This is a genomic window from Haloterrigena salifodinae (genome assembly GCF_003977755.1).
GTDB lineage: Archaea > Halobacteriota > Halobacteria > Halobacteriales > Natrialbaceae > Haloterrigena > Haloterrigena salifodinae.
Genome location: NZ_RQWN01000004.1, coordinates 41,911 through 65,306, shown reverse-complemented (window position 1 = coordinate 65,306; position 23,396 = coordinate 41,911). Strand labels below are relative to the sequence as shown.

General features: G+C 63.3%; 27 protein-coding genes. 11 read left to right on the top strand and 16 right to left on the bottom strand.

Annotation, left to right across the window (positions count from 1 at the left end; genetic code table 11):
- Positions 1 to 40 precede the first annotated feature (40 nt).
- Positions 41 to 1,231: a COG1361 S-layer family protein gene (locus tag EH209_RS18480; protein ID WP_126664331.1), complete on the top strand. Its 1,191-nt coding sequence runs from the start codon at positions 41 to 43 to the stop codon at positions 1,229 to 1,231.
- A 36-nt stretch (positions 1,232 to 1,267) separates the two neighbouring features.
- Here the strand turns inward: EH209_RS18480 and EH209_RS18475 are convergent, their stop codons facing one another.
- Positions 1,268 to 2,212 (bottom strand): ABC transporter ATP-binding protein, encoded by a 945-nt coding sequence (locus EH209_RS18475; protein ID WP_126664330.1) that lies wholly within the window; start codon positions 2,210 to 2,212, stop codon positions 1,268 to 1,270.
- Between the two features lie 143 nt (positions 2,213 to 2,355).
- Here EH209_RS18475 and EH209_RS18470 point away from each other — a divergent pair, with 143 nt between their 5' ends.
- The gene (locus tag EH209_RS18470; protein ID WP_126664329.1) at positions 2,356 to 3,000 is read left to right on the top strand and encodes an SOUL family heme-binding protein; all 645 of its coding nucleotides are present in this window, start codon (positions 2,356 to 2,358) and stop codon (positions 2,998 to 3,000) included.
- Positions 3,001 to 3,027: 27 nt separating this feature from the next.
- On the opposite strand, the gene EH209_RS18465 is transcribed toward EH209_RS18470, so the two are convergent.
- The 4 genes from EH209_RS18465 to EH209_RS18450 all read right to left on the bottom strand — a co-directional run bounded on the left by EH209_RS18465 (position 3,028) and on the right by EH209_RS18450 (position 4,783).
- Positions 3,028 to 3,468: a universal stress protein gene (locus tag EH209_RS18465; protein WP_126664328.1), complete on the bottom strand. Its 441-nt coding sequence runs from the start codon at positions 3,466 to 3,468 to the stop codon at positions 3,028 to 3,030.
- A 52-nt stretch (positions 3,469 to 3,520) separates the two neighbouring features.
- Positions 3,521 to 3,724 carry a dodecin family protein gene (locus tag EH209_RS18460; RefSeq protein WP_126664327.1) on the bottom strand — a complete coding sequence of 68 codons (204 nt, stop codon included), beginning with the start codon at positions 3,722 to 3,724 and terminating at the stop codon, positions 3,521 to 3,523.
- A 146-nt stretch (positions 3,725 to 3,870) separates the two neighbouring features.
- Positions 3,871 to 4,290 (bottom strand): universal stress protein, encoded by a 420-nt coding sequence (locus EH209_RS18455; RefSeq protein WP_126664326.1) that lies wholly within the window; start codon positions 4,288 to 4,290, stop codon positions 3,871 to 3,873.
- Between the two features lie 82 nt (positions 4,291 to 4,372).
- Positions 4,373 to 4,783, bottom strand: coding sequence for a universal stress protein (locus EH209_RS18450; protein ID WP_126664325.1), 411 nt, complete (start codon positions 4,781 to 4,783; stop codon positions 4,373 to 4,375).
- A 248-nt stretch (positions 4,784 to 5,031) separates the two neighbouring features.
- On the opposite strand from EH209_RS18450, the gene EH209_RS18445 reads away from it, so the two are divergent.
- On the top strand, positions 5,032 to 5,493 hold the full coding sequence (locus tag EH209_RS18445; protein WP_126664324.1) for a DUF2267 domain-containing protein: 462 nt from the start codon (positions 5,032 to 5,034) through the stop codon (positions 5,491 to 5,493).
- A 114-nt stretch (positions 5,494 to 5,607) separates the two neighbouring features.
- On the top strand, positions 5,608 to 6,495 hold the full coding sequence (locus tag EH209_RS18440) for a universal stress protein (protein WP_126664323.1): 888 nt from the start codon (positions 5,608 to 5,610) through the stop codon (positions 6,493 to 6,495).
- Positions 6,496 to 6,636: 141 nt separating this feature from the next.
- On the opposite strand, the gene EH209_RS18435 is transcribed toward EH209_RS18440, so the two are convergent.
- From EH209_RS18435 to EH209_RS18410, 6 genes are all read right to left on the bottom strand, one after another.
- A complete protein-coding gene (locus tag EH209_RS18435) occupies positions 6,637 to 7,194 on the bottom strand; it encodes a hypothetical protein (RefSeq protein WP_126664322.1) in 558 nt (185 codons plus the stop codon).
- Complete coding sequence (locus EH209_RS18430) at positions 7,109 to 7,708, bottom strand: universal stress protein (RefSeq protein WP_249038838.1); 600 nt, start codon at positions 7,706 to 7,708, stop codon at positions 7,109 to 7,111. Before EH209_RS18430 ends, EH209_RS18435 begins: the two co-directional genes overlap by 86 nt.
- A gap of 284 nt (positions 7,709 to 7,992) precedes the next feature.
- Positions 7,993 to 8,469 (bottom strand): pyridoxamine 5'-phosphate oxidase family protein, encoded by a 477-nt coding sequence (locus EH209_RS18425; protein WP_126664321.1) that lies wholly within the window; start codon positions 8,467 to 8,469, stop codon positions 7,993 to 7,995.
- Positions 8,470 to 8,584: 115 nt separating this feature from the next.
- Positions 8,585 to 9,646, bottom strand: coding sequence for a CBS domain-containing protein (locus EH209_RS18420; RefSeq protein ID WP_249038837.1), 1,062 nt, complete (start codon positions 9,644 to 9,646; stop codon positions 8,585 to 8,587).
- A gap of 248 nt (positions 9,647 to 9,894) precedes the next feature.
- Positions 9,895 to 10,782, bottom strand: a complete 888-nt coding sequence (locus EH209_RS18415; RefSeq protein ID WP_126664320.1) for a universal stress protein — start codon at positions 10,780 to 10,782, stop codon at positions 9,895 to 9,897.
- Positions 10,783 to 11,035: 253 nt separating this feature from the next.
- A complete protein-coding gene (locus EH209_RS18410; protein ID WP_126664319.1) occupies positions 11,036 to 11,449 on the bottom strand; it encodes a hypothetical protein in 414 nt (137 codons plus the stop codon).
- A 497-nt stretch (positions 11,450 to 11,946) separates the two neighbouring features.
- On the opposite strand from EH209_RS18410, the gene EH209_RS18405 reads away from it, so the two are divergent.
- Together EH209_RS18405 and EH209_RS18400 are read left to right on the top strand one after the other, a co-directional pair.
- Positions 11,947 to 12,396: a universal stress protein gene (locus EH209_RS18405; RefSeq protein ID WP_126664318.1), complete on the top strand. Its 450-nt coding sequence runs from the start codon at positions 11,947 to 11,949 to the stop codon at positions 12,394 to 12,396.
- An 81-nt stretch (positions 12,397 to 12,477) separates the two neighbouring features.
- The gene (locus tag EH209_RS18400; RefSeq protein ID WP_126664317.1) at positions 12,478 to 13,071 is read left to right on the top strand and encodes a flavodoxin domain-containing protein; all 594 of its coding nucleotides are present in this window, start codon (positions 12,478 to 12,480) and stop codon (positions 13,069 to 13,071) included.
- A gap of 76 nt (positions 13,072 to 13,147) precedes the next feature.
- Here EH209_RS18400 and EH209_RS18395 read toward each other — a convergent pair whose 3' ends face one another.
- On the bottom strand, positions 13,148 to 14,140 hold the full coding sequence (locus tag EH209_RS18395) for a sulfite exporter TauE/SafE family protein (RefSeq protein ID WP_126664316.1): 993 nt from the start codon (positions 14,138 to 14,140) through the stop codon (positions 13,148 to 13,150).
- 213 nt (positions 14,141 to 14,353) lie between these two features.
- Between EH209_RS18395 and EH209_RS18390 the strand changes: the two genes are divergently transcribed.
- Positions 14,354 to 15,208 carry a CPBP family intramembrane glutamic endopeptidase gene (locus EH209_RS18390; protein ID WP_126664315.1) on the top strand — a complete coding sequence of 285 codons (855 nt, stop codon included), beginning with the start codon at positions 14,354 to 14,356 and terminating at the stop codon, positions 15,206 to 15,208.
- Here the strand turns inward: EH209_RS18390 and EH209_RS18385 are convergent.
- The 3 genes from EH209_RS18385 to EH209_RS18375 all read right to left on the bottom strand — a co-directional run bounded on the left by EH209_RS18385 (position 15,120) and on the right by EH209_RS18375 (position 18,334).
- Positions 15,120 to 15,686 carry a hypothetical protein gene (locus EH209_RS18385; protein WP_126664314.1) on the bottom strand — a complete coding sequence of 189 codons (567 nt, stop codon included), beginning with the start codon at positions 15,684 to 15,686 and terminating at the stop codon, positions 15,120 to 15,122. The genes EH209_RS18390 and EH209_RS18385 overlap by 89 nt on opposite strands.
- 245 nt (positions 15,687 to 15,931) lie before the next feature.
- Positions 15,932 to 17,221, bottom strand: a complete 1,290-nt coding sequence (locus EH209_RS18380; RefSeq protein ID WP_126664313.1) for an MFS transporter — start codon at positions 17,219 to 17,221, stop codon at positions 15,932 to 15,934.
- A gap of 3 nt (positions 17,222 to 17,224) precedes the next feature.
- Positions 17,225 to 18,334, bottom strand: coding sequence for an MBL fold metallo-hydrolase (locus EH209_RS18375; protein ID WP_126664312.1), 1,110 nt, complete (start codon positions 18,332 to 18,334; stop codon positions 17,225 to 17,227).
- 89 nt (positions 18,335 to 18,423) lie between these two features.
- On the opposite strand from EH209_RS18375, the gene EH209_RS18370 reads away from it, so the two are divergent.
- From EH209_RS18370 to EH209_RS18355, 4 genes are all read left to right on the top strand, one after another.
- Entirely contained in the window at positions 18,424 to 19,158 is a 735-nt protein-coding gene (locus tag EH209_RS18370) for a helix-turn-helix domain-containing protein (protein ID WP_126664311.1), read from the top strand.
- Between the two features lie 320 nt (positions 19,159 to 19,478).
- Entirely contained in the window at positions 19,479 to 19,922 is a 444-nt protein-coding gene (locus tag EH209_RS18365; protein ID WP_126664310.1) for a pyridoxamine 5'-phosphate oxidase family protein, read from the top strand.
- Positions 19,923 to 20,081: 159 nt separating this feature from the next.
- Positions 20,082 to 21,449 carry a hypothetical protein gene (locus EH209_RS24415; RefSeq protein ID WP_126664309.1) on the top strand — a complete coding sequence of 456 codons (1,368 nt, stop codon included), beginning with the start codon at positions 20,082 to 20,084 and terminating at the stop codon, positions 21,447 to 21,449.
- Between the two features lie 180 nt (positions 21,450 to 21,629).
- Positions 21,630 to 22,643 (top strand): DUF7544 domain-containing protein, encoded by a 1,014-nt coding sequence (locus tag EH209_RS18355; RefSeq protein ID WP_126664308.1) that lies wholly within the window; start codon positions 21,630 to 21,632, stop codon positions 22,641 to 22,643.
- Positions 22,644 to 22,792: 149 nt separating this feature from the next.
- Here EH209_RS18355 and EH209_RS18350 read toward each other — a convergent pair whose 3' ends face one another.
- Entirely contained in the window at positions 22,793 to 23,392 is a 600-nt protein-coding gene (locus tag EH209_RS18350; RefSeq protein WP_126664307.1) for a VIT1/CCC1 transporter family protein, read from the bottom strand.
- Positions 23,393 to 23,396 lie beyond the last annotated feature (4 nt).

Below are 23,396 nucleotides of genomic sequence, written 5' to 3'. Positions count from 1 at the left end.
CCGGGCGATTTATCTGCGGATCGACCGTCTCACGGTGGACATGGGCGGCCGAGAGGCGACCTCGAATCGACGGCGTCGAGCAGCCGTTACGGCGGGCGTCCTCTCGGTCGTCGTCATCCTGATACTCGGATCCGTCGCGGCGACGGTCCCGATCGAAACGGGGTCGGTCACGCCGCTACAGAACGAGTCGCGAAACGATACGGACGCGAACGGATCGATCGACGATCCGAGTGCCGACGCGAGCGCGCCGCCCGCCGGTACGGCCGGAGACGAGTCCGCGCCGCGGTCGCCCGTTGCGAACGACACGTCCGCACTCGAACCGCCGCTTGCCGTACCGACGACTGATCCGCAGATCGTCCAGGCGGCCGACGGGAACGTCACCGTCGCCGTCGCGGAGAATCAGTCGGTCCGTGCGGGCGAAACGATGCCGGTCGCGCTCGAGGTGACAAACGACGGCGATCGACAGGCGACCAGCGTCGTCGTAACGGTACGAGCGGTCAACGGCGCCATGACGTTCGGGCCGCCCGACGCACCGCAACCGACGCGGTCGGTCGTCGTCGACGACATCTGGCCCGGCGACACCGAGACCGTAGCCGTTGACGTCGTGGTCTCGGACGTCGATCCGGAGACGTATCCGCTGTTTGCGTCCGTTCAGTATCAAATTGACACTGAGGGCCCGGCCGACGACGAATTTCGACTGAACGAAACCGACGAAACGAACGACACCCGAATCGACGACGATGACGACGAAGAGACGGTCGTCCGGACCGACGGTCCGGCGCTGCTCGAGCTCCCGGTCGACGGGTCCCGAGCGTTCGACGTGACGCCCGTCCGCGACGAGATCCCTGTCGACGGAGCGGGCGTCTACGAGGTCCGAATCACGAACAATGGGGATGACCCGATGACCGGTGTCGTCGCCGCGATCGAGGTCGGACCGCCGCTGACGAGCGAGTCGCCGACGGCGTACGTCGGCGCGCTCGAGCCCGGAGAGTCGGAAACGGCACGGTTCGCTCTCGAGTCGTCCTCGGATGCTGTCGAGACGACGACCAGCGTCGCGCTCGCGCTCTCGTACGACGCGGGCTCCGGGAACCGTGCGAGCGCAGATCCCGTTCAGATTCCGGTTTCGATCGCCGAAACGGACGAGAACACCGATGTCGACTCAGTCGCACCGTTCCTCGCCGTCGCGGTCGTGTTCGTGCTCGCGGCGATCTGGTGGTACCAGAGGCGTTGAGAGCCTGAACAGGGCGGGTGCGCTCGCGTACTCGAGTTAGGGTGTCGCGTCGTTCCTGTTCGCTGGCGAATCGGTGTCCTCGTCCGTACCTCCGTAAAAGTGCATGAACACGTCCTCGATGGACGCCTCGCGAACCTCAAGTTCGAGGACGGTGTACTCGCTCAGACGCTCGATGAGAGCGTCGAACTCCCGCGCAAGGACGAGCCGGTACCTGCCGTCGCCGTCCCGCCGGTCAACGCGCGCGACACCCGGGAACTCGAGGGCCGCTGGCGGCGGCTCCTCGGCCAATCGAACGGTCGCGATCGTGCCGCCTTCCGCGAGGATGTTCTCGACGGTGTCGAGCTCGATCAGCCGGCCGTTCCTGATGATCCCGACGCGGTCGCAGACGCGCCGGACCTCGCTCAGAATGTGCGAGGAGAAGAAACTCGTTCGGCCCGCCTCGCGTCGCTCCTCGAGCAGTTCGTAGAACTCGTTCTGGACGAGCGGGTCCAGTCCGGACGTCGGCTCGTCCATGATCGCCAGTTCGGGCTCGTGCATGAACGCCGCGACAATGGCGAGCTTCTGCCTGTTACCGCTCGAGTAGGCCTTTACGGTCCGATCGAGCGGAACCGGAAAGCGCTCGAGGAGTTCCTCGCGTCGCTCGTCGCCGCGCAGCCGCCCGAAGTGGTCGAGCACCGCCGCGCCAGTCACGCGATCGTAGAAGGTGACGTCGCTCGGGAGGTAGCCGAGGCGCCGCTTCGCGTCGCGGAGTTCCGCTCGGTCCGTCACGTCCCGTCCAAGCAGCAACGCCGTTCCATCGGTCGGCTTCAACAGTCCGAGGAGAACGCGAATGGCCGTCGACTTGCCCGCACCGTTCGGGCCGAGGAAGCCGAAGACCTCGCCCCGGTCGACAGCGAGCGTGAGGTCCTCGACGCCCCGAACGTCGCCGTAGTACTTCGTCAGGGACTCGAGTTCGATCGGCTGTGGCTCGGCGCTGCTCACGCGCTAACTGACGGCGCCTCGAGCCTTATACGTACCAGCTTAATCGTCACGACGCATCAGGACGCAGACGCCTCGCCGACGGACGACTCGAGGCGGCCCCGGACCGCCCACGGATCTATTGGGCTGTGAGACGTACGGCACCTATGCGATCGGTACGAAACCTACTGCTCGGAACCGCTGGCTTGCTGGGACTGTGGATCGGCTGGGGCGCGTACGTCAACCGAACGACTGAACGCGTCCCGTCGGAGCCCCTCGAGCGATTCGACGGTATCGAGATCCGCCGCTATCCGCGGACGGTCCGCGCCGAGACGACGGCGCCGGACACGCGGACGGCGTTCGGTCGGCTCTTTCGCTATATCTCGGGGGCGAACGAGCAGCGCGAAGACGTGGCGATGACCGCGCCGGTGGCGGTCCGCGGGACGTCGATTTCGATGACCGCGCCCGTACGAACCGGGCCCGACGGCGGCGACGTGACGATGGCCTTCTACCTTCCACGGGCGTACACGCCCGAGACTGCGCCGATACCGACCGATCCCGCCGTTCGACTCGTCGTCGATCCGCCGCGGACCGTCGCGGTGCGCCGATTCTCGTGGTACGCGACGGACGAGCGTGTCGATCGAGAACGGACCCGACTGCTCGAGCGGCTCTCTCGCCGGGAGTTCGACCCGCGCGGCGAGCCGACGCTGCTCCAGTACAACGATCCGTGGACGCCGCCGTTCATGCGAACGAACGAGGTTGAAGTCGAACTTGCCGACGCCCCGGAGCGGGTTCGCCGCGAGGCGCCGTGATCGCGAGCGGGAACGGCTCTCGCTCGCTCAGCGAACGATCGTCACCGGTACCGTCGCCCGCCGCGTCACGGTCTCCGCTACGCTCCCGAGCAGAATCCGCGCGACGCCGGAGCGACCGTGGCTGCCCATGACTATGTGGTCGACATCGTTCTCGTCAGCGTACTCGAGGATCGTCCGAGCGGGTGGCCCTGTTTCGACCGCGGTTTCGAGGACGGTCGTCTCGAGAACCTCCGCATCGTCGGCTCGCTCGCGGGCCTGCTCGCCGAGTTCTTCACTTCGCTCGACGGCCCGCTCGTGGACCTGAGCGTCGTAGTAGCCGCCGCCTCCGTAATCGCTATAGATTCCTTCCATCGGATCGACGACGTGTACCGTCGTGATTGTCTCGCCGTCGTAATTCGAAACCGCATGGTCGAACGCGGCCCACGATTGCGGTGAGCCGTCGAGCGGGACGAGTACGTGCGTTCCCATATCGTACGAACGTCGCGGAGGTACATGAACCCGTCAGGAACGATCGCGGCGGTCAGTATTCGACCGGGAACGCGATTTCGGTCGTCGCTTTGTACTCGACGATCTCGCCGTCTTCGACGTCCGCCGTCCAGTTCTCGATGCGGATACCGGAGATGTCGTCGACCGTCTGGCTCGCTTCGCGAAACGCTTCGTGAGCCGCGTCTTCCCAGGACTCTTCCGACGTACCCATGACTCGGATGACTTTGACTGCCGTCATAGCAACTGTCGTACCACTACCGCCGTTATAATCCCCACTCGATCCGATCGTGACGGTCGCGTTCGGCGACCAGTCCGTGCGGGGCAGCCGACGCCCTTCCTGTGCGGAAGCGGCGTTTTGCCCCTCCGAGTCAGGGTTCTCCTCAGTCACGCCGTCAGCACCGGACGGTCCGCCGAGCGGACGATGCGCTCGGCCACGCTCCCGATCTTTCCGGTTCGAGTGTGGCTCTGGCCCTGATAGCCGATCACGATCAGATCGGCGTCGACGTCGTCGGCCGCTTTGAGCGCCTCCTCCCAGGGACGACCGTGACAGATATCCCACGTACACGTGATGCCGGCGTTGTCCGTACGATCACCCAACTCCGCGAGCATCGCCTGCCCCTGATCCTCGAGCTGGTTGAGGACGACCGCGGTACTGCTCAATGCGGGTTCTCCGTATCGATGGGTCTCGACACAGTACAGTGCGTGCACTCGAGCGTCGTACCGATCGCCGAGTGCCAAGGCGTGTTCGACGGCGCGGTTCGCGGGATCGCTTCCGTCCGTCGGAACGAGTATCGTGTCGTACATCGAATCACTCGGACGCACACCGAATCGAGTCATATACCTTTCATCACGACGATTGATACGTTCCGGGCGGGTCGTACTCTGCTCAGGCCGTAATCACCGGCCGACCCGCGCTCCGAACGACTCGTTCGGCCACGCTTCCGACCTCTGCAGAGGGGCCCCCACCGAGACCGCGATTGCCGAGGACGACGAGGTCGGCCTCGATCGCCGCGGCATAGGAGTCGATCGCCTCGTCCGGCCTCCCGTTTCGAATTTCCGTCGTGACGTCGACGTCCGATCGCGTGGCGACGTCTTCGAGGAGCGCTTCCCCGCGCTCCTTGAGTTCTTCGAGGACACCACTGGATTCGGACAGTACCGCTTGCCCGTACCGCGTCGTGTCGACGACGTAAATCGCGTGAAGGTCGGCGTCGAACGCCGCGGCGAGATCGGTCGCGTGTTCGACCGCGCGGTTTGCAGCGTCGCTTCCGTCCGTCGCGACGAGGATCGTGTTGTACATAGGCGTGATTTTCTCACACCCGGCCCGACCATATACCTTGCAGCTATCAACGATATGCTATTCGCGTCGATTCTGCTCGCTTTTCCGCCCGGCGAACGACTTCGGGTCCACCGTTCGCCGCGTGCGCGACCGGCGACGCCGTGCTGCCGTCGCTCGAGCGTCGAACACCGGTCCTCGTCGGAACGACAACTGAGACGACCGACGAGAGGGGGTTTATACTGCTGAGCGGTGTGGGATCCTCGAGTGCTATGAATTTCGACGAATTCACCGGCGAGGTCCAGCACCGACTCGAGCTACCGGGAACGGGCGAAACCGTTCGCGCGATCAGAGCCACGCTCGTGACGCTCGGCCAGCGGATTCCGGACGGCGCGGCCGAGGATCTCGCGGCCTCGCTGCCGATGGAGATCCGCTGGTACATGACCGGCGCCGTCGACGAGCACGGCCAGCGATTCGACTGGCGGGAGTTCGTCTCGCGGGTGAGCGAAATCGAAGGGAACGACCCTGCCGAGGCCGCGTACCACGCCCGCGTCATCGTCGATCTCGTTCGGACGCAGGTTCCGCAGTCGGATTTCCGGCAACTCCGCGATCAGCTCCCCGAAGACCGACGGGACGAGAACTGGGAGAAGCTATTCGAAGTCGTCGATGCTGGCGGCTGGGGCGACGCCGAAGAGGCACAGACGGGTGGCGGACCGCAACCCGAGAACGGGTGATCGCGGAACCGACCCGCGAGACGATGCGTACACCTCACTGAGAGCGCCCGATGAGTAGCGTCAGCTCAGCCACTGGCGAAGAACGAAGAGCGTGGAAGTCGAAGGTCGGGGCATATGTACGACCGTATTGTGATCGCCGTCGACGGAAGCGACGAGGCCCAGCGAGCGGCGGAACGCGGACTCGAGTTCGCTCGCGTCTTCGATGCAGCGGTCGACATCGTGTACGTCGTTGAGTGGAAGTCGCTCCGGCTCGCGAGGTCCGCCGACGAAAAGGCGCGGCTTCGAGAGCGCGGTGAAACCGTTCTCGAAGAAATCGAGGAACTCGCGTCCGCTATCGATCGGCCCATAACGACGGAACTGACGGAGGGCAAGCCCGCGCTCCGGATCGCCGAGTACGCGGCCGAACGAGACGCAGGTCTGATCGTCGTCGGGAGACAGGGACTGACGGGGTTCGGAAAGCGACTCCTCGGCGGCGTTACGGAACAGCTCCTCCATCGAAGCGACGTCCCCGTCTTCGTCGTCCCCAAGGGCGCATCGGACGCAACGGCTGATTACTCCGACCTGCTCGTTCCCACTGACGGAAGTGAGATCGCTGCCGACGCCGCCCGACACGGCGCCGCGGTCGCACAAGGGTACGGGTCGACGGTCCACGTGCTCAACGTCGTCGATCTGCAGGCCGCGGGCGGAGCCTTCGACGCCGGGGGCCTCGAGCGTGAATTCGTCGACCGACTCGAGGCCAACGGCGAAGGGATCGTCGAGGACGTGGCGACGGAGATTGGAGACGAGGTTCCGGACGTCACGACCGCCGTCGTGCGGATGACGTCGTTCGACGGCATCGCTGCCGGCGTCCGCGAGTACGTCGACGATACCGATATCGACCTCGTCGTCATGGGGGCGCGCGGCCGGTCGAATCTCGGTCGCCGCGTTCTCGGTAGCGTCACCTCGTCCCTCCTCCGGACCCTCGACGTCCCTGTACTGGTCGTGACGCGGTCGTCGAGATAGGATTGTCGTGCCGACCGTTACTCGCGAGTCCGACCAGTTAGCACCGTCAGGACGATAGCGGTTCGACGGCGTCACTGCTCCGCTTGCGGTAGCCCGAACCCTCGAGTGACCGTTCCCGGCGACGGAGGCGATAACCGACGGTCACGCGTCGGCTGCGAAATCGCCGAGGACGCGATCACCGAACGCGAGCACGAGGAGCGCGCCGATTAGATCGAAAACGAGATCGAGGACAGTGTCTTTCGTTCCGTACGAGACGAGTACCGGCTCGAACCCGAGGCGATTCCCTGCGGTGTGAACGGCGCACTCGACGATCTCCCAGAGAAGTCCGAGACAGACGACGACGGCGACGACCCGAGGACGAGGATCGCGCCCCTGGCGACGGCTGATCGCGAAGACGACACCGCCCAGAATCGACGAGGAGTGCATATGCGTGAGGTGATCCCACCACCGGATATCGTCGTACGGACCGAGCATGCCGATGGCGTGGGTGAGCATCGCGCTACGGACATACATGCGCTGCCACGGACGGAGTTTGATATCGTACGCTCGTTCGGCGAGATCGGGAAGGAACGTGCCGATCGTCGCGACAACCGCGTTCGCGACCGCACCCGCGTCACGTCGTCGGAGGCCGACGACGAACACCGCGAGCAATGCATACCGAATCCCGCGTTTCGTCCTGCACTCGGTCGATGCGTTCATCGTCCCAGTTCGTAGTGGATATGCGGAACACATAGGAATACCGGCTCGCGGTCCGACCGGATCGTTCGGACTGAGATCGGGTATCCCCGGTCTCGGTTCGGAAGCGATCACACGACTGGTTCCCCGTCGTCGCCGTCGGAGACGAGTACGACGGGATCGGAAGGTCGCGGACGAGTACCTCGCTCGTGCTGCCGAGCAAGACCGACTTGAACGCCGATTTTCCCCGTGACCCGAGGACGACGATATCGATGCCTTCGCGCTCGACGTACTCGACGATCACTCGTTCGGGACCCCTCTTTTCGATCCGGTCGACGAGCGCCACGTCCCGCTCCCGACTCTCATTGCCGACCGCCTCGAGGACGGCCTCGCCCTCGGCGCGGAGGTCGTCTTCGACCGTCTCCGGATCGATGATGGCGCTGTCGTAGCCGATTCGCGTCTCGATCACATAGAGGGCGTGCAGCGTCTCACTGTCGGTCTCCGCGAGGTCGATCGTGGACCGTCGCCGCGCGTGCACACTCGCTGCCGTCGGTCGCGAGAAGGACATCGGAGTACATCTTCGGGTATACATCCCCCGCCTTCCTTCTGATTTCGAAGGGTCGAAGACGCGACCGCGACTGCGACCGAGGGAGTGACGACTTCCGGTCCGTCGTGGTTTCCTCGGTGAAGGCTGTCGACGAGCCGAGTGATTAGATGAGAAGAGCGTACGACGGTTTCCACTCTATCTGCCGCTGGATCGCCGTGTGGAACTGCGACCGTAGTAAATCGAAGCAGTTGAATTATTTTGAGCGTGTTTATTGGTCACATTTCGTTCGGCTCGAGAGCAGGTGGGAGTCCTTCGTGTTTGATTCCCGTCTGTTCGTCGGTTTGGAATTCATAGACTTTCACGTCTCCCGACAGGGTAGCTGATTCGAAAACGGCGGGCCGCCAGGCGGTATGTGGGATCTCGTTGAGCGCGTCCCACTCGGTTTCCGGGATGGCGGTAAGGTGACCAGTCAAAAGGACGCTTTGCCAATTGTACGGCGTATCCACCTTGTACACGAGGAATCTCGCGGTGTCGGTTGCCTCGCTTAACGTTTGCTTCCGGCTATTCGAGCCGAGGAGATACGTGAAATAGAGTCGGTCGTGCCCGTCGTACCCATAGGAGATGGGAAGCAAATACGGGCCGTCTTCTGCTGGAAGCCCGAGCACGCCAGTCTTCTGACTCGAAAGGAACCCCTCGATTTCTTTTTCGTCCATTTTCACCATTCCGTACTCCTGCAGTTCATCGATGGACATAGGTGGACTATCGACGACAGCGACGAAAATCCCCCACCTACCGATAGTCAGACGGATACTTTCGGGCGGAGCTACTGTCTTCTCATTGAGGTCCTAATCGGATATAACCAATTATTCATACGCCTCGCGGCTCGTCGATGAGCACGACGGCCTGCCCCTCGATTACGCGTTCGCCCTTCGAATCGACGACGTCGGTCGTAAGCTGATACTTGTCTCGGCCGATATCTTCGATGATCTCGCAAATCGCGGTCACTCGGTCGCCAATTTCGACCGGTGAGAGGAAGGTGAGATTCTCCGACACGTAGATCGTCACCCCAGGAAAGCGAGCCAACGCGGCGCTGATCACTCCGCCGACGAGCGTCCCGTGGGCGATCCGGCGGCCGAACCGAGTGGCGCGTGCGTACTCGTCGTCGAGATGAAGGCGGTTCGTGTCTCCGCTGGCTGTAGCGAACGCCCGAACATCGCGTTCGGTGAGTGCCTTCGTGAACTCGACGCGATCGCCGACAGTAATGCGGCTGTCGGAGAGACCGATAGCGTCAGTTTCCCAGCCGGATAGCTCGTAGGCGGTTTCAGAGGGGATGCGACTCCGGATACTGTCGGGCCGGGTATAGTCAAATTCGTAGCGTCGGAAGATCTGGGGAACGTATCGAACGATATCGTTCGAACTGACGAGTCCCTTGAGGCTGCCGTCCTCCACGATGACGAGTCGAGCAATGTCATTGTCAAACATTATCTCGACCGCATCCCCGATTGGCGTGTCGGCAGTAACCGTCACGACTTCGGTCGACATGAACTTGCGAAGTGGACATCCCGTCGGTTTGGATACTTCCCCGAGAAGCCGCACGAAATCGTCGTTGGTCACTATTCCGACGATATCACCGTTCTCAACGACGACGAGTGATCCAACTCCGTCCTCGCGACACGTCGCGGCCGCCTCGTCCGCTGTCGTATCCGGAGTAGCCGTCCTCACCGGGGAACTCATCACGTCGTTGACTCGGATGGGAAACGCCATGTGATCGACGTCTATTTCCGGTGTGAAAAAGTCCGACGGGAAATGCGTCGATACCGAAGCGATCACTGCGACGAGAGATACAGGGTGCCTTCGGAAACTGACAGTCGAAAAGCGGCCTTGAGCGAACCGGTAGAGAGCGTAACATCCTCGAGTAGACGTGTACAATTGGCAAAGCGTTCTCCTGACGTGTACGATCGCCGTTGTGCCCGAATCGAAGCGAGACGAACTGACGAACTCCTCGAGGGCGTATGGCGGCCGGATATCCTCGCGTCGGCAGAGCCGTCCGGTGGTATCGCGGTCTGCGAATTCCGGTTCGACGACCGCGGAAGGATCTCACAGCAGGACCGCTGCCCGCCCTCGAAACGGGAGACGAGTAGCGACGTCCACCCGGCCGTCGTGGGTGGGAGCCACGATCACCTGACGACCGTTACCGGTGCAGACGACTGCCGGACGATCTGCTCGGCGACGCTTCCGAGCAGGGTCTGCGTTCCGCCGTCGTGGCTATGACTGCCGATGAGAACGTGGTCAGCTTCGATCCGGTCAGCGTACTCGAGGATGACGCGTGAGGGAGGTCCAGTCTCAGTCGTCGATCGGAGATCCGCATCGCTATCGCCCTTGACCGAGTCCGCGATCTCCAGAACGCGGTCCGCGTTCCGGTCCGCTCGTTCGTGCCACGTACGGACTGCACCGTACCACTCCTCGAAATCCGGGTAGTCGTCGCTGCGTACGCCCATGTGGTCGAGATCGTCCACGAACGGATACCGCACGTAGAGCACGTGCACCGTCACATCTGAAAACGCACCGATCGCGTGTTGTAACGCGTTACACGCCGGAGACGATCCGTCGAAGGGAACGAGCACCGTCTCCGGGGAGGCGATCCGTCCGTCGTCGACCGCCGATCGAAGAACGGTGACCGGAGCCCGCGTCCGGCGGACGAGCGCTTCAGACACGTTCCCGAGCGGATCGGCCGCCGTATCCGCTCGATAGGATCTGTCGATCACGATCCGATCGATCGTATACAGATCGGCGTATCGAAGAATCGCGTGAATCGCGTGCCCATAGACGAACTCTGAAGAGATCATCGTCGAGCGATCGTCTGCTACGGCGGGTACGGTTTCGAGGATATCCTGTGCCCGTTCGTATCGCTCCCGTACCTGTTTCTCTGAGTCTGGAATCGTCGCGAACGGGTCGAGGACGTGGAGTGCGGTAATCGTCTCGCCATCAAAGATGTCCGCTGCGTATCGCAGTGCCGACTGCGAGCACCGTGATCCGTCGTACGGGACGAGAATGGAAGGATCCATACTCAAAGACTCGACGGACAGCGCAAAAATAACGTGGGCAGAAACCACTGACAACTCGACGATCCGTTGTCGCTTCGAATTCGCCTCGATAAGAGACGAATGGAGTCTCGTAGTACGCGAACTCGAGCGAACAGCGACCACGGACGAGAAACGAGCGGCCGCGTCACGTACTTCGGAAGCAGTCGTCGGGTCCCGCCGGTAGCACTCGGGGAGGGACGGATATAGCGGGGCCTACGCCAGTTTTGCGAGTTGCTCAGCGACGGTCGCGGGGCGCCGTCGTCGCGGATTCAGCGGTGGGGACGGATCCAGCGGCCGTGTGACTGTAGACCGCCCGCTCGGAGCCCGCGCGCCACGGGCGAAGCTTGAGTCCGAGGCCGGCACCAGCGGCGTCAGTCATGTCGTGGAGCGCCGTCACGGCGAGCCCGGCGGCGAGGACGGCGGTCGCCGTCGACGGCACGAGAAGTGCGGCACTGATCGCGAGTACAGTCGCGATCGACGCGTAGACTGGATAATGAAGCGCCTTCCGATAGCCGATGTAGAGATAGAGACCGGAGACCAGCCCGCCGGCGAATCCCGCACGAAGGCGGCACGGGGCGAACTCCGGGGCAGCTGCGAGGATGGGTACCGCGAGCGCCATCCCCATTGGTGTGTGAATCGTCGCCCTCATCGTGTCCTTCTATAGCGAACGAAACAACGAATATGTATCTTGTGACGAATGAATCAAACTGAACGCGGAAATTCGAGATGCGGGTCCGGCCATCACGAGATGGTGAACTGGCGTTCGAGTATGAACTCCCCTCTGTCATACTAATGCCATATTGTCGCACGGCTCATCAAGTAATGGTATTATTCTACTGGATGAATATTACGAGCGTATGGTTGTAATATCTGGGGGCCGGGAGCCGACATATGTCGGGGGCGACAAGCACTGGCCTGAAACAGTCGGATAGAAACTCCTTACACGTAATCTCGAGTGAGTGTGTCGGTTCGCGATCCAGGCGATTGAGGTGCGGGACCCGTGTTCGATCGCGACGAACGTCGGATTCGGCTCCGAACTCGCCGACCATCACGTAGCCGCCCTCACAATTAACCCGCGTGGAACCGAGGCGCGATTATCTGAATGCCCGAATAGTATTTTGAGACTCCGTGAGGTACGTCGGTTCGATGGCTCAGCAACTGCTGGTTCCCGTCGACGGATCGCCGCTGTCCAAACAAGCACTGGAGCACGCGCTCAAGGAATATGAGGACGCGTCCGTCATCACGCTCCACGTACTCGATCCCACCGATCCCGGGTACAGTTCACCGACCGATGTCGACGTCAGAAACGAACCGCCACACGGGTCCGACGAGTGGTACGAGCGGGCGAGCGAGGAGGAGGAGAAAATATTCGACGACGCGCGCGAGTTGGCGAGCGAATACGACGGTACGCTCGATACCGACACCGCAATCGGCGAACCCGCGCGCGAAATCGTCGACTACGCCGAAGAGAACGAGATCGATCACGTCGTCATGGGCAGTCACGGACGAACGGGAGAGACGCGGCTGTTGCTCGGTAGCGTGGCCGACATGGTCGTCCGACGGTCGCCGGTCTCCGTCACCGTCATCCGCGACTGAACAGTTCGGTAACCGCTGGCCGTTCGAGGGATGGCCGGCTATCCTTTTATACTCGTGCTCGGAGTAGGGGGCACCGATACGATGGTATCGTTTCTCGTCCTCTATGGCACTGGTGAGGGGCAGACGGAGACCGTCGCTGCCCGTATCGCCGAGACGCTCGACGAACGCGGACACAATGCGACGACGATCGACGCCGACGACCTCCCGGCTACGTTCGACCTCGGTGAGTTCGACGCGGTCCTCGTCGGTGCGTCGATCCACGCCGGTAAACACCAGTCGTCGGTTCTCGACTTCGTTCGGTCGAATCGGCAGGCACTCGATACGATACCGACGGCGTTCTTCCAGGTGTCGCTGTCGTCCGCGACCGAGAAGGGTCGTGCGCAAGCAGCGGGCTACTTCGGGGAGTTCGTCGCGGAGACGGGGTGGCATCCCGATCGGGTCGGGTTCTTCGGCGGCGCACTCCGCTACTCGGAGTACGGGTTCCTCAAGCGGTTGCTGATGAAACAGATCGCCAAGCGGACCATCTCGGACCTGCCCGCGGCCGACGCGTCGGGTGATATCGAGTTCACGGACTGGGAGGAAGTCGAGGCCTTTGCCGCCGACGTGGCGGCGTTCGTCGAAGGACGGTTGGGCGTCGCGCCGCCGGGTGCTAACGGAGGGACGGAACTCGAGTGAACCGATCGGCGGAACTCCGGGTCAGACGTATTTGTACGTACGATGGCGGGCGTATTTCGATGCCTGAGGGTACTCGCTATCGGTTTACAGAGAGCCGTTCTTCGCGGATGTTTTGCATCCCGAGATAGAGAAGTAGTGCGCTCAACACCAGCGCCCCTCCGAGGAGAAGCACCAAACTGAGCGTATGCAGCAGTTCGACGCCGTACGCGTGACTGACGGTTTTACTCGCTACCGAGACGCTCCCGACGAGTAGCATGACGCCGAATATCGTTCTGAGTTCGGCGTCGTCGAGATAATCCGTGAGTACGGCACCGATTTGGGTCCCGACCGTACTGCCGATAAGCAGGGGAAGTAGCATGGCGAAGTGAATCGACCCCTGTTGTCCGTACACGAACGCCCCGTAGGCGCTGGAAACAGTGATCTGAAGGATATCTGTTCCGACGGCGACTGCACCCGGCATCGCAAATCCGTACATGAGTGCGGGAACCATCAGGAATCCGCCGCCGACACCGAGGAAGCCGGAGAGGATTCCGACTAGCACCGCGATCGAGAGTACGATCCAGACGGAAACGTCGACGTTCTCGAGGGAAATCAGCGGCGGAACGGTAACCCACGCGAACCGGTCGGAGACGGACGACCGGGTCATATCGGCGCTCTCGTCGTCGATTGCGGGATGGTGACCGTCACGGATGACGAACACGCCGACTGCCGCGAGGAGTACGACGTACAGAAAACTCACTACGAGATCTGCGAGTCCGATATCCACCAGTGCGAGTAGTCCGCGTCTCCCGATTTCGATGCCGATTGTCATCCCCGTGAGCAGCAATAGACCGAGTCGATAGTCGATGTGATCGAGATTGCGATGAGCGAGAGTCGCGATGAGCGACGTCCAAAATACGAACGCGAGTCCAGTTCCGACGGCGGTAGGGGCGGAATGTCCGAGAACGAGAAGAGCGGGGGTGACGAAGAAGCTCCCGCCCATGCCGAAAAACCCGAAGAGGATTCCGACGGTCAGGCCGAACACGACGAACAGGACGACGAGCGGGATGCTCACTTCGAAGAGACTCATGCATTTACGCACGATCCCGGACACTACAGTTGTTTCTCTCACCGGGGTATCCGGGAACGCTGTGTGTCCGGAATTCGTGCCGGCGACTCGAAACGGCGCCGAACCGAATCGAACGAGACCGCCTCTCGAGGGAGCGTTTTTGTACGACACGCTCGTCGAAAGAGCCAAGATGAGGCTCAGGCGCGCGTCGACGGACCGCGACCGGACGGACCGATGACCGACGAAACCAGTCTCGAGAACCACCGGGGATTCGACGTCTGGGGGTTCCTGTTGTTCTCCCACGGCTGGACGTGGCTCTGGTGGAGCGTTCCGATCGTCGCCGGGTGGCACGTCTTCCGATTTCCGGGGATCTTCTTTCTGCTCGTCGGCGGCGTCGGCGTCACGCTCGGCGGGGTCGTCATGTCCTGGCGGATCGGCGGTCGGATCGGGATCGCGGATCTGTGGCGACGGCTGGTCGACGTCGGCCGGATTCCGCTCGGCTGGGCGGCTGTACTCGCGGGGCTCTGGCCAGCGCTCGCGCTGATCGGTGCTGGGGTCGCGGCCGTCGTCGGCGGCGAGGCGGATCCGCTCACTGCGGCACCGCTGCTGGAGCTTCTCGACGAGCCGATCGCGCTTCTGGGAACGGTAGCGGCGATCTTTCTGCTCGGGCCGTTCCACGAGGAGATCGGCTGGCGGGGCTACTGGCTCGACCGACTCCAACTGCGCTGGTGCGCGCTGACCGCCAGTCTCGTCCTCGGCGTCGCGTGGGCGGCGTGGCACGCGCCGCTGTTCCTGATGGTCGGCTACTTCAGCAGCTGGGACTTCGCGCCCGACCCGTCGTGGTTCGCGTTCAATATTCTCGTTGGGTCGGTCCTGTACACGTGGCTGTACAACAATGCAAACCGGAGCGTCCTCGCGGCGGTCCTCTTCCACTTCGCCGGCAACGCCACTGGACAGCTCCTCGAGCTCTCGCCGGCGGCGGATCGGTATCAGACCATCGTTACGACGGGACTGGTCCTCGTCGTCGTGCTCCGGTGGGGGGCAAGGGATCTCCGTCGCGGGGAGGAGCGCCCGCGGCCGCCGTACTGACGGTCCCCTCGACGAGCGTCGCCGATGCCGCGAGCATTCCAACGAAGTTTTTGAGGTCACCCATCGCGCGAGCGTAGGCTGCGCTCGAGCGGTCGTGGAACGGCGCTCGAACGACGACGAGATTTGCCGGCACGTTCCGGTCGCCCGAAACGAACAGCCGCCGGAACGAGTTCGAACTGAACCGCCCGAAATCGAAGGGGCGCTCACCGCTTCCGTGGTGAAAAATCAGGGTCGGATACTTGGGACCGAGCCACTGCCAGGGCATGTACGCGGCATCGAAGTCGCCGATTTGGGTCTCTACGTTCACGTCGCGCACGCCGGCCCGGGTAACGTCGAGGTTCACGTCACTGACCGTCGCCTCGGCCGCAATCTCGACGAGCGGCGGCGACTCGAGGCTCCGCGAGAAGAACTTCGCGTCTCTGAGGAGCGCCCCGCTGAGCGCGATCGTTCCGACGTCGACGGCTTCGTTGACGTTCATCGCGTTCGTCTACGTTTCCCTCACTGGTATCAGTTATCAGTACCTACGGTTCTCGCTGCGGACGATCCGCGACTGACGCCGGCAAACCCTCGCGAGCTGCCGCGGAATTTCTCGCGGGCTCGAGCGAGCGCAGGAGCCGGGCCAGCAGGACGAGACTCGAGAACGTTAGGAGAGGAGACCGGTCCGGACCGCGGATACGGCACCCGGCGACACGCAGCGAATCGAGTGTCGGGAAGACGGCCGCCTTAGTCCTCGAGCGACGTACCGTGTGGCGTCTCCGGAGCCGGAGATGACGGTTCGTGGGTGCCGAACTCGGGGTGGGTCTCTTCCATCCAGAGATAGACGACTGTGCCAGAGAGGAACATCAGGACGGCAGTCGTGTAGAACGCGGCCTCGGTGTTCACGAACTGCATCGTGAGTCCGATCAGGATCGCACCGGTACCGTAGCCGGAGTCGCGCCACATCCGGTAGACGCCCATTCCCGCCGACCGCCAGGTCGGGTGGGCCGCATCGCTCGGCACCGTCATCAGGTTCGGGTAGAGCAGCGCCATCCCCAGCCCGGAGACGCCAGCCAGAACAGCCCACGGAAGGTAGCTCTCGACGAACACCATCCCGAGAACGCCGGCACCGGCGATGAACATCCCCACGACGACGGGCGGGCGGCGACCGATGCGGTCGGCGAGGCCCCCGGTTCCGATCTGGAGGAAGTACATGGCGCTGTGAACGCCGACGACGACGCCGACGGCTTCGATCGCGAGCCCCTGACTCGTGAGATAGAGCGGGACGGCGATCCAGAACAGCGTGTCGACGAAGTTCTCGATGTGGCCGGCCTGTGCGGCCGCGAACAGCGTCCTGTCGCCGTAGGTTGCCCGTTTCAGCACTTCCTCGAATGGGAGGTTCGCATCGTGGTGGTCCTCGTCGGCCTCCAGTTGTGCGAGCTGGACCGTTTCCTTGATGAGGAAGACCGAGATCAGGAACGCCAGCACCACCACGATAGTGAGAAAGTAGAACGGCTCTGGCCGAAGGCCCGTCTGGCCGGCGATGACGCCCGTGATCCACGCGCCCGCGGCGACGCCGGTGTAGCCGAACGCCTCGTCAATGCCGACGGCGAGCCCGCGCTGGTCGGGCCCCGCGAGGTCGATCTTGGCGTTGATCGCCATGCTCCAGGTCAGCGCCTGGTTGATACCGAGGAAGATATTCCCGACGGTGATCCAGCCCCAACTCGGGGCGTAGATGAGAATGATCGGGATCGGGAGGGCAGTGAGCCAGCCGAGGACAAGCACCGGCTTGCGCCCGTACTCCTCGCCCCACTTGCCGGCGTAGAGATTGAGCAGCGCCTTGACGAAGCCGAACGAGACGACGAACGAGCCGATGACGAAGAACGACTCGACGCCGAGTACTTCCTCGCCGAGGACAGGGACGACGGTCCGCTCCGAACCGATCGTCAGTCCCGTCGCGAACACCAGCAGGACGTGCAGTGAGAACTGTCCGAGGTGTTCGCGAATTCCCTGTTCCAGTGTTAATTGCTCACTCATCGGTTACTCAGCAGCACAGCGGTTGGGGCCCAGTTCGAGTTCAGACAGTTCCCCGTCGGGGACGTCCTCCCGCCCGACGTTCGTGCGCTTGACGCGCTCGAAGTTCGGCGGATGGTCCGGAATGTCCGAAGCGAGCGTCTCGACGAACTCCTCCCGATCACGAGCGAGATCATCGTTCCGTTCTCGAACCTCGCTCAACGTCGCGGTCACCGGTGGCTCGGGCGATCCTGGATCGTGTGCCGGAAGAACGATCGCATCGTCCGGCCGATCCAGCAACCGTTGGAGGCTCTCGTAGAGCGTCGCGGCGTTCCCTTCGACGTCGGAATCCTCTATGCCGGCTTCGACGCCGAGTTCAACGCGGCCGACGCTCTCGTGGAAGAGCGTATCGCCCGTGATCAGGGCCTCGCCCTCGAGATCGAACGAGACGCTGCCCTCGCTGTGACCGGGCGTGTGGATGACCTCGACGTCGACCGATCCGATCTCGATCGCGTCGCCGTCTTCGATCGAAGTCGCATCGATCTCGAACGCGTCCCTCGGATGAAGATAGTATGGAACGTCGTGTCTCTCGGCGAGTTCCGCACCACCGGAGACGTGGTCGGCGTGGGCGTGCGTATCGAAGACACCGACGAGTTCGGCGTCGCGGGCGTCGATAATCTCGTCGTACTCCTCGAGGTAATGGGAGGGATCGAACACGGCGGCGTCGCCGTTCGAGATCAGAACGTGGGAGAGACATCCCTTCCCGGGACGGGCGACCTGCACGAGCGTTCCCTCGAGGTCGGTCGGGACGGGCGTGCTCCGGTGAACGCGACTCCATCCGTTCATGCCGTCGGCGAGCGTGCTGGCGTCGTAGCCCATCTCTCGCAGGACCTCCGTCGCGGTCTGCGAAACGACTCCTGCAGCGCAGACGGTGACGATCTCGCGGTCGTCCGGGAGGTCTGCGAGGTCGTCTTTCGCCGTCTCCGGGTCGTCGGTCAGTTCGTCGTAGACGTCGACGTTGATACTGTCGGGAACGTGCCACTCCTCGTAGTCGTCCCGGTGACGGATATCGAGCACGAGCACGTCTCCGTCGTCGAGTAACTGATTACTGAGCTCGGTCGGACTGATTCCAGTCATCGATATTCGTTCGTACGGACGATACCGGAATAGCAGTGGTGCGGGACATGACCGGTACCGTTAATCACTACGAGATCGAACAGAGGTGTATGAGTCTGTACGAGGCCTCGTTTCGATTGAAGCACGAGTGTCCCTACCGGAAGATTTCGGAACGCTATCCCGATCTCACGATCCGAGAGTGGTACCTGAGCGACTGTCAGGTGCTCGAGATCACCTCGGCGGAGGCGCCGACCGACGAGTTACTGGCGGAGATCGAGACGATCGGAACAGTTCTCCACGAGTCGATCGACGACTCGGGTCTTCACGTCGTCACTCAGTCCTGTCTCTGCTCGCTCGAGGGGTCGATCCTGGAGCGGTTCGAGGAACACGATTGCCTCTACCAGCCGCCGACGATTCACCGCCAGGGCTGGGAACACTACACGGTGATCGCATTCGACGAATCCGACGTGCGGGCGCTGTTGCGGGACCTCGAGGCGGATCGAGATATCGAACTGCTCTCCAAGACCGCAATCACGGAGCAAGGGATTCCGCACAGTATGTTGGCACCGGTCGATCAACTGTTCGACGACCTGACCGACCGCCAGTTGGCGGCGCTACAACTGGCGCTGGAGAACGGCTACTACGAACAGCCACGAAAGACGTCGCTTCGGGAACTGGCCTCGCAGACGTCGGTGGCCCGCTCGACTTACGAGGAACACCTCCGGAAGGCGGAGAACAAGCTCATGGCGAACGCCGGCACGTACCTGCGGTTGGTGACGTCGGGGACTGGGGCGGATCCGCTGGGTACAGGCCGGGCGGAAGCGCCCGAACAGCGGGCCGACTGATCGATCGCTCGTCGAACGTATCGGTTTTCGACGGCTCGATTTACAGTTATCGACGCGATTCCGTTACGGCGGGTCAGCCGCCGTCACCATCCCGATGTCGAGTCGCCGTATCTCGCCGAGTACACTCTCCTCTGGGGACGTTCCGTCAGTATCGATGTGTTCAGATGCGATGCGCTACCGGGCCGTGCGGACGGATCGACGTGACAGAGACGGGTGACGAGTACACGAATCGAACCGGTTCCGTCGCTGTCGCAGTCGCGTCTCGTACCGTTCGAGCGGGCACCCCTGTTCTTCATGCTAATTGCGGGCGTTCGTTCTGTATGGATCGAGTCGAGTACGTCTACACGATCGGGATGACCGACGAAGAGGTCGAAGACCGCCTCGAGCGCGTCGACACCGGGGTGCTCGCGCTCGCGGCCGACGGCGACGCGTACGCGGTTCCCGTCGCACACCACTACGACGCGGGCTCGCTCTACGTCCGACTGTCGACCGACGGCTCGAGTACGAAACTCTCGCATCTCGAGGACACGGAGACCGCGTGTTTCACGATGTACGACGTCAGCGGGTCCGGCGACTCCTGGAGCATCGTCGTCACCGGACCCCTTCGAAAGCTGACCGGGCGAGAGCGGGCGCAGTTCGACGAGACGACGGTCAACGAGTCGTTCCTCGAGCTTCGGATCTTCGACGAGGACGTCGCGGCGGTCGACCTCGAGATCTACGAATTGGAGATCGAGTCGATCACCGGTCGGCGGACCGGCGACTGACCCGAACGGTTAGACGGCACCGCCTCGGACCAGAGGTCGCCATCCGGCGGGACTCTGACGGTCTCTGCGGGATTCACGGCGGGGAGGGTCGCGTCGAATACAGCGAATCGAGGCTACCGATTTACGTTCGCTGTCGTCGCAGTGATAGGGCACAGAGAGATGTTACGAAACCCCTTCGCGAGCGATCCGTCAGTTGGCACCGACTCGTCGATGCTGATCGACCGTTACGTGCCCGAGTACGACGTCACGGTGATCCGCCACGCGGTCGTCGACGCCGATCCCGAGACGACCTACGAGGCGATGCTCACCGCCGACCTGCTGGACACTGGGCCGATCGTCCGCGCCCTCGGGGCGCTGCGAGCCGCGCCGATAGCGATCGCGCGCCGAATTCGAGGGGAGTCTGGAGCGCCGCCGCCCGAGCGCATGCGGTTCGTCGACGTTCCGGAGACCGACGAGTGGATGCTGCTCGAGGAGGCGCCGGGCGAGGAGTTCGTCTTCGGTGCGGTCGGAAAGTTCTGGAAACCGGAGATCGAGTGGCACCGCGTCGACCCGGAAGCGTTCTCGGCGTTCGACGAGCCGGGGTACGCGAAACTCGCGATCGGTCTGTCTGTCCGACCGTACGGCGAGGGGCGGACGCTACTGTCCTACGAGGCGCGCACCGCGACGACCGACGACCGCGCCCGCCGGAACTTCCGACGGTACTGGCGCGTCATCGGTCCGTTCGCGGGCTACCTGATGTCCCGCGCACTCGAGCGCATCGAGTCCGATGCGGAGGCCCGAGCGAGCGGGGAATCGACGGAATCCCGTCTCGAGGGCGAAAAACGAGGTCGCGGGAACGGAACGGGTCGACGGCTCGTCGCGACGGCGGCAGTCCTCCTCGCCGGCGCCTACCACGTCGCGATTCGCCCCTGGCACCGTCGCTGGGGAGCGACCGCCGACGAAGCACGGGGGCCGCTCCCGGGCGACGACCTCCTCCCGGGCGCGTCGGATCAGGTCACCCACGCGATCGAGATCGATGCGCCCGCCGAGTCGGTCTGGCCGTGGCTCGTCCAGCTCGGACAGGACCGCGGCGGCTTCTACAGCTACGATCGGCTCGAGCGAGCGGTCGGCGCCGACATTCACAACGTCGATCGGATCGTCCCGGAGTACCAGGACCTCGAGGAGGGCGACGTCGTTAGGTTGGCACCCGATGATTACCCCGTCTCGTCGCCCGAATCCGCGCCGGAGGTCGCCCGTTTCGACCCCGAGCGAGCGCTCGTCCTCAGGCCCCCCGGCGACTCGCCGGCGTGGACGTGGGCGTTCGTCCTGAAACCGGTCGGCGAGGGATCGACGCGACTGCTCGCTCGCATGCGGTCGAACCCGCATCGGTCGTCCATCGGACCGCGGACGGCCCATCCGATCCTCGGCGAGGCGGTCGACTACCTCTTCTGGGAACCGGCACACTTCCTCATGGAACGCAAGATGCTTCGGGGAATCAAACGCCGCGCCGAACGGGCGGAACGAACGGCGGCTCACTCGGCGGGCTGACGCGGCGTTCGAGCCAGCGGTCGCAAAAACAATTTCGACGGCGTTCGGTGTACTCGACTCCAGCGAACGAAGGGTTCGAGTCGTGAAGCCGAACCGACGTCGGCCCGTCCCTCGCGCCAGCCGATCGAACGGGAGATCTGACGCAGTGGTTTTATTCCGATATTCGTCGTACCTGACCCGATGACCTGGTCCGCTATCGACGAGCTTCGACCGGCGTTGGAGGCGACTAGAGGGCTATTGCTTCCGTTCGATCTGCGACGGTGGCTCTCGCTCGCGGTGATCGCCTTCTTCGTATCGGGCGCCAGCGGGGGGAATCCCGGCGTTTCGACGACGGCAGGGGATACGCCGCGGGACGAGTCGCCGGTCGCCGAACCGCCACCGCCGATCGCCGACCTCGTCGCACTCCCCGAAATCGATCTCGGCTGGATCGTTCTGGCGATCGGCATCGCCGTGGCGATCGGGCTCGTACTACTCTTCCTCGGGGCGATCATGGAGTTCGTGTTCGTTCGAGTCGTCACCGACCGCGACGTCCGATTGCGAACGCACACGCGGGAACAGGTCTCCAACGGTGCGTCGCTGCTTCTGTTTCGGATCGCGCTCGCCCTCGGCATCGCGATACTGATCGCAGTTCCGGCCGTCGTTTCTTTTCTCTTGCTCTCCCCGCTCTTCTTCGGGCTGCTAGCGGTCCTCTTCGCGCCGATTCTCATCGCGGTCGGTATCGGTATCTGGCTCGTCCACCGGTTCACGGCCGACTTCGTCGTTCCGGTGATGCTCCTCGAGGACAGGGGGGTCCTCGAGGCGTGGCGCGCGTTTTGGCCGGCCCTGCAGGAGGGGTGGAAGCAGTACGTCGTGTACGCGATCGTTCGCCTCGGGCTCGGCGTGGTCGCGGGATTCGTCGCGGGCATCGGATTCGTTGCTATCGGTCTCGTCCTCGCCGTCCCGTTCGGAATCGTCGCAGTCGTCCTCTATCTCGTCTTCGAAACGGCGCTCGGATTGCTATCGATCGCGGTACTGGCCGTGATAGCCGTCTTGTACGCGCTGTCGGTGCTCGTTGCGGGGGTGACACTCGTCCAGGTCCCAATCCAGACCTACCTTCGATACTACTCGTTGTTCGTGCTCGGCAGCATCACCCCGCCGTTCGACGCGGTGCGTTCGCTTCGGTCGACGGAGACGGATCGGACCGATGCGGGGTAGTATCGATGTGCGATCGTTCGTTCCCGACGGATGCCGTCACAACCGTCGGCCGCGACGCGGAACGATCTCGGACGATCACCGGCATCTTTTCGAACGGAGGTCCGGTCCCGCAGGTTCAAAGAATTGGCTCCAGCGGACGAGCCGCGGCTTCAGCCGGGCAGAAACAGGTTCAGAATCGCGACGACGATCCCCGCGAGCCCCATCCTGACCCCCGCGACGATCCAGTTCTGCTTCGATATCGAACCGAGATACGCACCGAACACGAACAACACGCAGACACCGACGGCGATGGCGAGCAGCGTCGCCTCGAGCATGGAGACGACGGCGCCCTGCCCGAGAAACGGTACCAGCGGCAGGAGAATGCCGATGAGCGGGCCGATTCCGCTCGCAAGCGCATTGATCTTGCGAGCGCCCGCCCGCCGCTGCTGGACCGCCGTGTCCTCGAGGTCGGTCAGCATCGCCCGCTCGAGCTCTATCAGTTCGGCCTGTTTCTCGGCGCGTTCGATCTCCCAGACGCTCCAGACGCCCGACGTTCCCAGCCCGACGGCCGCGCCGAGACCAATCGTGACCACGGTGAGGCCGTCGGAAACGCCCGACAGGTAGGCGCCGACGACGACGCCGATGCTCGTCAGTGTGCCGTCGAACCCGTTGGAGATGAAGTACCGCCGCGAGATGGATCTGACTTCCTCGTTCTCGAGGAGCGCGCTGAGGGAATCGAGGCGGTCGCGAAGCCGAGACACGTCGCTCACCCGG